This window comes from Streptomyces sp. NPDC007205, assembly GCF_040634095.1.
Lineage (GTDB): Bacteria > Actinomycetota > Actinomycetes > Streptomycetales > Streptomycetaceae > Streptomyces.
This window is the reverse complement of the sequence record NZ_JBEYEW010000048.1, coordinates 24,350-35,921: the sequence shown is the minus strand read 5'-3', so window position 1 is coordinate 35,921 and position 11,572 is coordinate 24,350. Positions and strand designations below refer to the sequence as shown.

The window sequence follows — 11,572 nt, the reverse complement described above, 5'->3', positions numbered from 1 at the left end:
TGTTGGCGATCTGCTCGCCCCAGCTCGGGCCGACCAGGTCGGCGGCGAGCTTCTCGGGGTTGAGGTTCAGGTCCTTGGCCAGCTCCTGCTTGATCCTGTCGGACTGGCCGGTGTCGATGCCGGCGATCTGGATGCGCAGGCTGCCGTTGCCGAGCTTCTGCACGATCGCCTCATGGCCGGAGGCGTCCTTGGCGTAGGTCTCCGCCTGGGCCACCGAGGCGCTCATCTTGGTCGGCGTGGTGAAGACCGCACCACCCTTGAACTCGATGCCCATGTTCAGGCCGCGCACCGCCAGGCCGACGATGGCCGTGATGGTGATCAGGATGGAGACGCCGTACCAGATCTTGCGCTTGCCGACGAAGTCGTACGCGATCTCGCCGCGGTGCAGTCGAGCGCCGAGGTTGCCGAGTTTCGACATGGCTCAGGCCTCCTTCGGGTCGACAGAGCCGGCGGCAGGACCGGCGGGACGGCGGGTGCGGCGCAGCGGCGGCTTGGCACCCAGGCTCTTCGGGTCGAGGCCGGACCACTTGTGGCCGTTCGCGAAGAACTTACGGCGGGCGAGCAGGGTCATCAACGGCTTGGTGAAGAAGAAGACGACGACCACGTCGAGCACGGTGGTCAGACCGAGCGTGAACGCGAAGCCCTGGACCTTGCCGACGGTCACGATGAACAGGACGGCGGCGGCGAGGAACGACACGAAGTCGGAGACCAGGATGGTGCGACGGGCGCGCGGCCAGGCCCGCTCGACGGCGGGGCGCAGCGAGCGGCCCTCACGGATCTCGTCCCGGATGCGTTCGAAGTACACGATGAACGAGTCCGCGGTGATACCGATGGCCACGATGGCACCGCAGACTGCCGGCAGGTTCAGCGCGAAGTGGATGGCCGGGCCGAGCAGCGACATGATCACGTAGGTGAGCATCGCGGAGACCAGCAGCGAGGCCATCGCGACGAGCGACAGACCGCGGTAGTAGACCACCAGGTAGAGCACGACCAGCGCGAGGCCGATCGCGCCGGCGAGCAGACCGGCGTGCAGCTGCTGACCGCCGAGCGCGGCGGTGACGGTGGTGACGGACTGCTCCTGGAAGGAGAGCGGCAGGGCGCCGTACGACAGCATGTTGGCGAGGTTCTGGGCGTCCTGCTGGGTGAAGCTGCCGGAGATCTCCGCCTGGCCGCCGGTGATCGCGTTCTGCACGAACGGGCTGGAGACGACCTCGCCGTCGAGGACGATGCCGAACTCGTTCTGCGGGGACTGGTTCTTCGCCAGCTGGCCGGTGATGTCCGCGAACTTCTTGGCACCGCTGGAGGTGAAGGTCATCTGGACCTGCCAGCCGGAGGCGCCCTGGGTGTCGAAGACGGCCTGCGCCTTCTTCACCTCGGTGCCGTCGACGCCGGCCGGGCCGAGCACGTACTTGTACCAGACCTTCTTGATCTGGCCGCAGGCGATCGTGGGCTCGCCGGGCTTGGCGGCGCCTCCGACCTTGGCCCGCTCGGCGGGCTTGGAGCAGTCCAGGGCGGCGTACTGGGCCTGGAGCTTGGCGGCGTCCGCGTTGCCGGTGGCGGACCCGGACGGCTTGGCGGACGGCGTGGCCGACGGCTTGGAACTGCCGCTGGAGGTCGCGCTCGGCGAGGGAGTGGAGCCTGCCTTCAGCGCGTCGGTGACGGCGCGGCCCTGGGAGGTCGCCGACCCCGTGGGGGACGGGGACCCCGAGGAGGACGAGGACGCCTTCTCCTTGGCGGAGGAAGAGGCGGAGGGGCTCGTGCCCGGGTTAGGCGAGGAGCTGCCGCTCGGGGAGGCGCTCGGCGACGGGCTCTTCGAGGCGGCGGGGATGCTGGGCTCGCTGGCCAGGACCGGGCGGAAGTACAGCTTGGCGGTGGTGCCGACCTGCTGCTGGGCTTCCTTGGAGTTGGTGCCCTTGGGGATGTTGACGATGATGTTGTCGTTGCCCTGGGTCTGCACCTCCGCCTCGGAGACGCCGAGGCCGTTGACACGGCGGTTCATGATGTCGACCGCGGTGTCCATGTTGGCCTTGTTGATCGCGGATCCCTGGTCGGCCTTCGCCTTGAGCGTGATGCTCGTACCACCGGCGAGGTCGATACCGAGACGCGGAGTCGTGTTCTTGGAAAGGAACATGCCTCCGGTGAGCGCCACGATGGCGATCAGGATGAGGGCCAGCGAGCGCCCTGGCTTGCTCTGGGCGCTCGCGCTCCGGCCCCTCTTAGGTGCTGCCACCTTCTCGTACTCCCTCTCGGGCCGCCCCGCGCCCGGTCGGCGCGGTCGGCCATGACATGGTGTCGGGCTGTTCCCTGCGGGAAACAGACGCCCGGTGGTGCGCGGGCCGTGATTATGCCGCGTAGCGCACCACCGGGGCGTGACTACTTCGCGTCGGAGTCGCCGTCGGTCTTCTTCGGCTCGTCCTTCGCCTTGGCCTCGGCGGCCTCGGCCGCGTCGGTGCCGTCCTCGTCAGCGTCCTTCTTACCGAGGTCGACGGCCTTGTCGTCGGAGGCGGCGGCAGCGGGCGAGTCGGACTCGTCGGTCTCGGTGAGGGAGGAGGCGTCGTCCGGAACGATGTCGGCGTCGGACTTCAGGTCGTGCTCGATGCCGTGGACGATGCGGTTGTACTCGTCGTCGCTGAGGACGGCGCCGATCGCGTTCTTGGCGAAGAGGAGATCGACGCCCGGTCCGGCGTCGAGGAGGACGGTCTCCTCGTTGACCTCCTTGACCGTCGCGTACATCCCCCCGATCGTGCGGACACCGGAGCCGGGCTGCATCTCGTTCCGCATGTTGGCAGCCTGCTGCTGCTTCTTCTTGGCCGAGCGCGTCATCAGGAACATGGCCGCGATGAGCACGATGAAGGGGAGAAGGGTAAAGGCATTCACGGGACGGAATTTCCTTCGCGCGACCGCGACGGAGAGCGGCCTGTTGACGGGGGTGTGGGTCGGCGCCGCCCGCAAGGGCGGCATCGGCGGAGTCTAAGCGAGTCCGCGCGCATGGAACAACGCTCAGCATGGCACCTGGGTTCCTGCTGGTGCCAATGCCTTCGCCGTCCCGTATCCATCATGGCGCCGTCAGGTCCCGAACAGGTCCTGTTGTCCGTGTCCCCCGGTCGCCGAGCGGGGCGGGGTGAGGCCGAGGTGCTCCCAGGCGGCCGGTGTGGCGATCCGGCCGCGGGGAGTGCGGGCGAGCAGTCCCTCGCGGACGAGGAAGGGCTCGGCGACCTCCTCGACGGTCTCCCGCTCCTCCCCCACCGCGACGGCGAGCGTGGACAGGCCGACCGGGCCGCCGCCGAAGAGTTTCAGCAGGGCCTGCAGGACGGCACGGTCCAGGCGGTCCAGACCGCGGGCGTCGACCTCGTAGACGGCGAGGGCGGCCGCGGCGATCTCGCGGGTGATCAGGCCGTCGGCCTTGACCTGGGCGTAGTCACGGACACGGCGCAGCAGGCGGTTGGCGATACGGGGCGTGCCACGGGAGCGGCCGGCGATCTCGGCGGCGCCGTCCGGTTCGATCTCGACGTCCAGCAGGTTCGCCGAGCGGTGCACGACCCGCTCCAGTTCGTGCGGCTCGTAGAACTCCATGTGCGCGGTGAAGCCGAAGCGGTCGCGCAGCGGGGGCGGCAGCAGGCCCGCGCGGGTGGTGGCGCCGACCAGGGTGAAGGGGGGCAGCTCCAGGGGGATGGCGGTGGCGCCGGGGCCCTTGCCGACGATGACGTCGACGCGGAAGTCCTCCATCGCCATGTACAGCATCTCCTCGGCAGGCCGGGACATGCGGTGGATCTCGTCGAGGAAGAGGACCTCGCCCTCCTGGAGGGAGGAGAGGATCGCGGCGAGGTCGCCGGCGTGCTGGATGGCGGGGCCGGAGGTGATGCGGATGGGCGCGCCCATCTCGGCGGCGATGATCATCGACAGTGTGGTCTTGCCGAGGCCGGGCGCGCCGGACAGGAGCACATGGTCGGCGGTGGCGCCACGCGCGCGTGCGGCCCGCAGGACGAGGTCGAGCTGTTCGCGCACCTTCTCCTGGCCGATGAACTCACCGAGGTCCTTGGGGCGCAGGGCGGCCTCGACGGCCTGGTCCTCCCGGTCGGCGGACGCACCGACGAGCCGCTCGGGGGCGGGGGTGTCGGTGGTGTCGTCCCAGTTCATATCCGTGTGCCTCGATCGTCGTGGGTTCAGCGGGCGCGGTTCAGGGTCTGCAGGGCGGTCTTCAGCAGCTGCCCGACCTGCGGGGTGCCGCCCGCGGCCTCGGCCTGCGGCGTGACCGCGGCGACGGCCTCGTCGGCTTCCCGGGTGGCGTAGCCGAGGCCGATGAGGGCGGCGTGCAGCTGGTCGCGCCAGCCCTGGGTGACCGGGGCGCCGACCACGGGGGCGCCGACGGGTTCGCCGAGCCGGTCCTTCAGCTCCAGGAGCAGCTTCTGCGCACCTTTCTTGCCGATGCCGGGCACGGTGGTGAGGGCCTTCTCGTCGCCGGTGGCGACGGCGCGGCGCAGCGCGTCCGGGGTGTGCACGGCGAGCATCGCCTGGGCCAGGCGGGGGCCGACGCCGCTCGCGGTCTGGAGCAGCTCGAAGATCTGGCGCTCGTCGTCGTCGGCGAAGCCGTACAGGGTGAGGGAGTCCTCGCGGACGACCAGGGAGGTGTGCAGCTTGGCGGGCTGGCCCAGGCGGAGCGTGGACAGCGTGTTCGGCGTGCACTGGACGGCCATGCCGACGCCGCCGACCTCGACGACCGCGGCGTCGGGGGCGAGCGCGGCGACTGTGCCGCTGACGAAGGCGATCATGCCGTACGGCCTTTCGTTGCGTTGACGGTGTGGCGGGCGACCGCCTGCTGGAGCCGGTTCTGGGCCGGGGCGCGCCAGATGTGGCAGATGGCGAGCGCGAGGGCGTCGGCGGCGTCGGCCGGCTTCGGCGGTGCCGACAGCCTGAGCAGCCGGGTGACCATGGCGCCGACCTGTGCCTTCTCGGCGCGGCCGGAGCCGGTGACGGCGGCCTTGACCTCGCTCGGGGTGTGCAGGGCGACGGGGATGCCGCGCCGGGCGGCGCACAGCATGGCCACGGCGCTGGCCTGGGCGGTGCCCATCACGGTACGCACGTTGTGCTGGCTGAAGACACGCTCCACGGCGACGTACTCGGGCCGGTGCTCGTCCAGCCACTGCTCCAGGCCCTCCTCGACGGCGAGGAGGCGGTGACTGAGGTCGGCGTCCACCGGTGTCCGTACGACCCCCACCCCGAGCATGGTCAGCGGACGCCCCGCGACCCCCTCGACGACGCCGACACCGCAGCGGGTCAGCCCGGGGTCCACCCCCAGTACACGCACGCCGCCCCTCCCTCTTTGCGGTGATCCACGGACGACGCCAGGCTAACGGCTGCCACTGACAACGCCGGCGGGCCGGTGGGACGTGTCCCACCGGCCCGCCGGAAAGCTCGCCGAACCCGCGGAGCGTTACGCGTCGACCTTCTCCATGATCTCGTCGCTCACGTCGAAGTTCGCGAACACGTTCTGCACGTCGTCGCTGTCCTCGAGCGCGTCGATGAGCTTGAAGATCTTCTTGGCGCCCTCCTCGTCCAGCTCGACCTGGACGGACGGCACGAAGCTGGAGTCGGCGGAGTCGTAGTCGATGCCGGCCTCCTGGAGGGCGGTGCGGACCGCGACCAGGTCGGTGGCCTCACTGATGACCTCGAAGGTCTCGCCGAGGTCGTTGACCTCCTCGGCGCCCGCGTCCAGCACGGCACCCAGGACGTCGTCCTCGCTCAGCTCACCCTTCGGGACGATGACGACGCCCTTGCGTGTGAACATGTACGACACAGAGCCCGGGTCGGCCATGTTGCCGCCGTTGCGGGTCATGGCGACGCGGACGTCGGAGGCGGCGCGGTTGCGGTTGTCGGTGAGGCACTCGATGAGCACCGCGACACCGTTCGGACCGTAGCCCTCGTACATGATCGTCTCGTAGTCGGCGCCGCCGGCCTCAAGACCACCGCCGCGCTTGATCGCGGAGTCGATGTTCTTGTTCGGGACCGACTGCTTCTTGGCCTTCTGGACGGCGTCGTAGAGGGTCGGGTTACCGTCGAGGTCGACGCCGCCCATCCGCGCCGCGACCTCGATGTTCTTGATCAGCTTCGCGAAGAGCTTGCCGCGCTTGGCGTCGATCACGGCCTTCTTGTGCTTCGTCGTGGCCCATTTAGAGTGGCCGGACATCTGCCTGTCTCCTTCGCGTAACCCATCCTGAACGAACTCCCCCAGGCGTGAACGGCTGGGGGGACCCCCAGAGATCCTACAAGGACTCCGTGGTCCCGTTGGCGCGCACCATGTCGACGAACAGGGAGTGCACACGGTGGTCGCCGGTCAGTTCCGGGTGGAACGACGTGGCGAGCGCGTTGCCCTGGCGGACGGCGACGATGTGGCCGTCGTGCTCGGCGAGCACCTCGGCCCCGGCACCCACGGACTCCACCCAGGGAGCGCGGATGAACACGCCCTCTACAGGATCGCCGTCGATGCCCTCGACGTCGACCGCGGCCTCGAAGGACTCGTTCTGACGGCCGAAGGCGTTGCGGCGCACGATCATGTCGATGCCGCCGATGGTCTCCTGGCCCGAGCGCGGGTCGAGGATCTTGTCGGCGAGCATGATCATGCCGGCGCAGGTGCCGTAGACGGGCATGCCGCCCTGCACACGCGCGCGGAGCGGCTCCATCACGCCGAAGAGGACGGCCAGCTTGGAGATGGTGGTGGACTCGCCGCCGGGCAGCACGAGGCCGTCGACCTCGGCGAGTTCCTCGGGGCGCCGCACCGCCCTGGCCACGGCGTCGGCCGCGGCCAGGGCGATGAGGTGCTCCCGTACGTCGCCCTGGAGGGCCAGGACGCCTATGACCGGAGTGTTCATGGGGTTCAGTACCTGAGGTCCGTGAAGTCCGTACCTGTGCTTACCAGCCGCGGTTCGCGTAGCGCTCGGTCTCGGGGAGGGTGTCGCAGTTGATGCCGACCATGGCCTCACCGAGGTTGCGGGACGCGTCCGCGATGATCTTCGGGTCGTCGTAGAAGGTGGTGGCCTTCACGATGGCGGCGGCGCGCTTGGCCGGGTCGCCGGACTTGAAGATGCCGGAGCCGACGAACACGCCCTCGGCACCGAGCTGGCGCATCAGGGCCGCGTCGGCCGGGGTGGCGACGCCACCGGCGGAGAAGAGGACCACCGGGAGCTTGCCCAGCTCGGCGACCTCCTTGACCAGCTCGTACGGGGCGCGCAGGTCCTTGGCGGCGGCGTACAGCTCGTTGTTGTCGAAGCCGCGCAGCTTGGCGATCTCGTTCTTGATCTGGCGCAGGTGGCGGACGGCCTCGACGACGTTGCCGGTGCCGGCCTCGCCCTTGGAGCGGATCATCGCGGCGCCCTCGGCGATGCGGCGCAGGGCCTCGCCCAGGTTGGTGGCACCGCACACGAACGGGGTGGTGAAGGCCCACTTGTCGGAGTGGTTGACCTCGTCGGCCGGGGTGAGGACCTCGGACTCGTCGATGTAGTCGACGCCGAGGGACTGCAGCACCTGGGCCTCGACGAAGTGACCGATGCGGGACTTGGCCATGACCGGGATGGAGACGGCGTCGATGATGCCCTCGATCATGTCCGGGTCGGACATGCGGGCCACGCCGCCGTCCTTGCGGATGTCGGCCGGGACCCGCTCCAGGGCCATGACGGCGACGGCGCCCGCGTCCTCGGCGATCTTCGCCTGCTCCGGCGTGACGACGTCCATGATCACGCCGCCCTTGAGCTGCTCGGCCATACCGCGCTTCACGCGGGCGGTGCCGGTCTCGGGAGCCTGGTTCTGGAAGGTGGACACGGGTGACCTCACTGATGGGAAAGAGGGTTTCTACACCAGCGAGGAAACGCGAGTGGACCAGGCCACAGCAAGGGCCAATGGCAATCCGGTGGATCCTTTTCGCCCAGCGGAAGGTTCCCGGGGTTCAGGAAACCCGCTCCACCAGGGCCGCAGGGGGCTCGTCGTCCATCTCGAAGGCCAGCGGGAACGGGGCGTGGCCGGCCAGCCGGAACCAGCGGACCTTGCGGTGCTCACGGAGCCTGCGGGCGGCTCCTACGGCGTCGTTGTGGAAGCGGCGGGCCATGGGGACCCGGCGGACGGCCTCGGCCAGCTCACGGGCCGCCTCCTCACCGCCCGGGGCCGCGCGTACGGCCTCCACCTGGGCCGGGTCCTCGAAGACCGCGCGCAGCGCCTGGCTCAGCTCGCTCTCGGCGACCTCCCGCTGCTCCTCCTCGGCCTGCCGGGCCGCGTGGGCGGCCTCGTACAGCACGATCGAGGCGGCCGGGTCCAGCACTCCCGAGGTGGCGAGTTCCTGGGCGACGGAGGCCCGGCGCAGCAGCTGTGCGTCGAGCGCCGCCCGCGCGGCGTCCATTCGCACGTGCAGCCGGTCCAGCCGCCCGGCCGTCCAGCTCAGGTACACGCCGAACGCGAGGAGTGCGACGAGGATCCAGATGAGGGTTGCGGTCACGGCGGAAGGCTATCGGCTGCCGGAACGCGCCCCCGGCGTCGGTCCCGGGCCGGTCCGGACGGCCGCAGCCTCAGTCCCGTGCCAGCCCGAACCGCGCCCGCAGCCCCGCCGTCCGCTCGTCCGCGCCGACCGCCGCCGCGCCGGCCGTGACCGTCTCGTAGACGGACAGGATGTCCGCGCCGACCGTCGACCAGTCGAACCGCCGCACGTGCGTGCTCCCGCGCTCGCACAGCTCCGCCCGGCGCACCGGGTCCTTCAGCAGGCGTACGGCGGCCTCGGCGAGCGCGTCGGCGTCCTCGTTGGCGAAGACCTCGCCGGCCTTGCCCTGGTCCAGGACCTGGACGAAGGCGTCGAGGTCGGAGGCGAGCACGGGGGCACCCGCCGACATGGCCTCGACCAGGATGATGCCGAAGCTCTCGCCGCCGGTGTTGGGCGCGACGTACAGGTCGACGCTGCGCAGGAGACGTGCCTTGTCCGCGTCGCTGATCATGCCGAGGAACTCGACGCGGGAGCGGAGCTCCCGGGGCAGCTCCTCGACGGCCGCCTCCTCGTCGCCGCGCCCCGCGACCACCAGGCGGGTCTGCGGGCGGGCGGCGAGGATCTTCGGCAGGGCCCTCATCAGCACGGGCAGGCCCTTGCGGGGCTCGTCGATGCGGCCGATGAAGCCGATCGTGTCCCCCTGCCACTCCGGCTCGGGCTCGGCCTTGGCGAAGAAGTCGACGTCGACGCCGTTGGGGATGACCACCGCGTCCCCGCCGAGGTGTTCGACCAGGGTGCGGCGGGCGTACTCGCTGACCGCGATCCGTGCGCTGATCTTCTCCAGGGCGGCCTGGAGGATCGCGTACGCGGCGATCATGGCGCGCGAGCGGGGGTTGGAGGTGTGGAAGGTGGCCACGATCGGCCCGGAGGCCGCCCAGCAGGTCAGCAGGCCCAGCGAGGGCGAGGTCGGTTCGTGGATGTGGACCACGTCGAAGGCGCCGTCGTGCAGCCAGCGCCGCACCCGGGCGGCCGAAAGGAAGCCGAAGTTGAGGCGGGCCACCGAGCCGTTGTACGGCACCGGGACCGCTCGGCCGGCCGAGACGACGTACGGCGGCAGCGGGGTGTCCTCGTCGGCCGGGGCGAGGACGGACACGTCGTGGCCGAGGCGGATGAAGTACTCGGCGAGGTCACGGATGTGGAACTGGACGCCCCCCGGCACGTCCCAGGAGTACGGGCAGACGATCCCGATTCTCACGAGGGTCCCTTCGCGGGGTCGAGATCGGCGAGCCACAGCCGCTGGAGCATGTGCCAGTCCTCCGGATGGTCGGCGATCCCGGTGGCGAAGGCGTCGGCCAGCGCCTGTGTCATGACGGTCGTCTTCTCGGCCCGGGTACCCGACGGGGGTACGTCGACCGGGGGGTGCACGCGGCCCTGCATGACGGGCGAGTCGTCGTACCAGAGGGTGACCGGGAGCAGCAGCGCGCCGGTCTGCTGGGCGAGCAGGGCCGGTCCCGCGGGCATCCGGGTGCGCTCGCCGAAGAAGTCGACCTCGACGCCGGAGGCGGACAGGTCCCGGTCGGCGACCAGGCAGACCAGGCCGCCGTCGCGCAGCCTGCGGGCCAGGGTGCCGAAGGCTGAGCCGCCGCTGTGCGGCAGGACCTCCATGCCGAGGCCCTCGCGGTAGGCGACGAAACGGTCGTACAGCGTTTCCGGCTTGAGCCGCTGGGCGACCGTGGTGAAGGGCGTCTCCAGCTTGGTGGTGACCCAGGCACCGGCCAGGTCGTAGTTGGCCATGTGCGGCAGGGCGAGGATCACGCCTCCGCCGGCGGCCAGCCCGTCGGTCAGGAGGTGTATGTCCTTGGGGTCGAAGCCCGACATCACGCGCTCCCGGCTCCAGGCCGGCAGCCGGAAGCACTCCATCCAGTAGCGCAGGTAGGAGCGCATGCCCGCGCGGGACAGCTCGCGCAGCCGCTCGGGGCCGGCGTCGGGCAGCACGCGCGCGTAGTTCGACTCCAGGCGCTGTACGCCCTTGCCGCGCTGCTTCCAGGAAACGTCGGCGATCGTGCGGCCGAGGCGGACCGCGGCCGGTTCGGGGAGCTTTTTGACGGTGCTCCAGCCGACGCCGTACAGCGCGTCGGCGAGCCGTTCGCCGGCGCTCACTGCGCGGCCTCGGCGTTCTGCTGGGCCGCCGCCTCCGCCTCGGCGGACTCGCGGCGGACCGTGACGACCCGCTGGATCAGTGTGACGAGGCTGCCGACGGCGACGATCCACAGCGCGATCGGCAGCAGCCACTGGATGCCCGGCACACCGAACTTGTGCAGGCCCGCGAAGCCGGCCGCCACCAGGGAGATCACCAGCCGCTCGGCGCGTTCGACGAGGCCGTTGACAGCGACCGGCAGCCCGATGGACTCGCCGCGCGCCTTGGTGTACGACACCACCTGGCCGCTGGCCAGGCAGAAGATCGAGACGGCGCACAGGACGTTGTTGTGGCCGTTGCCCGCGTACCAGAGCGCGAAGCCGCCGAAGATGGCGCTGTCGGCGACCCGGTCGAGGGTGGAGTCCAGGAAGGCGCCCCAGCGGCTGGAGCGGCCCAGCTGGCGGGCCATGTTGCCGTCGACCAGGTCCGAGAAGACGAACAGGGTGATCACGACCGTGCCCCAGAAGAACTCGCCCCGGGGGTAGAAGACCAGCGCGCCCGCGACCACACCGGCCGTGCCGATGAGCGTGACCGTGTCGGGGCTCACGCCCCGGCGGATGAGAAACGCGGCGAACGGTGTGAGGACACGCGTGAAGAATGCACGCGCGTACTTGTTCAGCATGGCCTTCCCGACGGTCGGTGTCGCCGCGGCCCCTGGTGGCCTCCGGCTGGCCCATCGTAGCCACGCGCACGTGTACGTGACCGGCGGGCACCCGCAGCCCGTGGAACGAACCGGCGTGCGCCGCCGCGCGCGGGCGCGCGGGACACGATCGGCGTCCGCGGCTGTCGTTCGTATGGACGCAGCGTGACGGGAGTGGAAAGCTCGAATAACCGCGGGCGTCGCCGGAGCCGCCAGTGCACGCGGGTCCCGCGTGTCCGCGCCCACAGTGACCTCACCGTGCACGGGAGGCAGGATC

At 70.6% G+C, this 11,572-nt stretch carries 12 protein-coding genes and 1 pseudogene; all 13 read right to left on the bottom strand.

All coding sequences use genetic code 11. The annotated features are described in order from the left end of the window. Positions 1-418 (bottom strand): annotated as a pseudogene (locus ABZ624_RS38040) (protein translocase subunit SecF); the annotation flags it as partial. Between the two features lie 3 nt (positions 419-421). Then, positions 422-2,230: a protein translocase subunit SecD gene (secD, locus tag ABZ624_RS38035; protein WP_360099371.1), complete on the bottom strand. Its 1,809-nt coding sequence runs from the start codon at positions 2,228-2,230 to the stop codon at positions 422-424. A 143-nt stretch (positions 2,231-2,373) separates the two neighbouring features. Then, entirely contained in the window at positions 2,374-2,877 is a 504-nt protein-coding gene (gene yajC / locus ABZ624_RS38030) for a preprotein translocase subunit YajC (RefSeq protein ID WP_360099369.1), read from the bottom strand. A 189-nt stretch (positions 2,878-3,066) separates the two neighbouring features. Beyond that, positions 3,067-4,137 (bottom strand): Holliday junction branch migration DNA helicase RuvB, encoded by a 1,071-nt coding sequence (gene ruvB, locus ABZ624_RS38025; RefSeq protein WP_360099367.1) that lies wholly within the window; start codon positions 4,135-4,137, stop codon positions 3,067-3,069. Positions 4,138-4,163: 26 nt separating this feature from the next. Further along, positions 4,164-4,769, bottom strand: coding sequence for a Holliday junction branch migration protein RuvA (gene ruvA, locus ABZ624_RS38020; protein ID WP_360099365.1), 606 nt, complete (start codon positions 4,767-4,769; stop codon positions 4,164-4,166). Beyond that, positions 4,766-5,305, bottom strand: coding sequence for a crossover junction endodeoxyribonuclease RuvC (gene ruvC, locus ABZ624_RS38015; protein WP_360099363.1), 540 nt, complete (start codon positions 5,303-5,305; stop codon positions 4,766-4,768). Before ruvC ends, ruvA begins: the two co-directional genes overlap by 4 nt. Before the next feature lie 126 nt (positions 5,306-5,431). Then, complete coding sequence (locus ABZ624_RS38010) at positions 5,432-6,184, bottom strand: YebC/PmpR family DNA-binding transcriptional regulator (RefSeq protein ID WP_360099361.1); 753 nt, start codon at positions 6,182-6,184, stop codon at positions 5,432-5,434. 76 nt (positions 6,185-6,260) lie between these two features. Then, complete coding sequence (pdxT, locus tag ABZ624_RS38005; protein ID WP_360099359.1) at positions 6,261-6,866, bottom strand: pyridoxal 5'-phosphate synthase glutaminase subunit PdxT; 606 nt, start codon at positions 6,864-6,866, stop codon at positions 6,261-6,263. A gap of 40 nt (positions 6,867-6,906) precedes the next feature. Continuing rightward, a complete protein-coding gene (gene pdxS / locus ABZ624_RS38000) occupies positions 6,907-7,812 on the bottom strand; it encodes a pyridoxal 5'-phosphate synthase lyase subunit PdxS (protein WP_360099357.1) in 906 nt (301 codons plus the stop codon). Between the two features lie 124 nt (positions 7,813-7,936). Then, a complete protein-coding gene (locus ABZ624_RS37995; RefSeq protein ID WP_360099355.1) occupies positions 7,937-8,479 on the bottom strand; it encodes a hypothetical protein in 543 nt (180 codons plus the stop codon). A 70-nt stretch (positions 8,480-8,549) separates the two neighbouring features. After that, positions 8,550-9,713, bottom strand: coding sequence for a glycosyltransferase family 4 protein (locus tag ABZ624_RS37990; RefSeq protein WP_360099353.1), 1,164 nt, complete (start codon positions 9,711-9,713; stop codon positions 8,550-8,552). Next, positions 9,710-10,618, bottom strand: coding sequence for a phosphatidylinositol mannoside acyltransferase (locus ABZ624_RS37985; RefSeq protein ID WP_360099351.1), 909 nt, complete (start codon positions 10,616-10,618; stop codon positions 9,710-9,712). Before ABZ624_RS37985 ends, ABZ624_RS37990 begins: the two co-directional genes overlap by 4 nt. After that, positions 10,615-11,277 (bottom strand): phosphatidylinositol phosphate synthase, encoded by a 663-nt coding sequence (gene pgsA, locus ABZ624_RS37980; RefSeq protein WP_360099349.1) that lies wholly within the window; start codon positions 11,275-11,277, stop codon positions 10,615-10,617. The genes ABZ624_RS37985 and pgsA overlap by 4 nt, the downstream gene beginning before the upstream one ends. Positions 11,278-11,572: the final 295 nt, after the last annotated feature.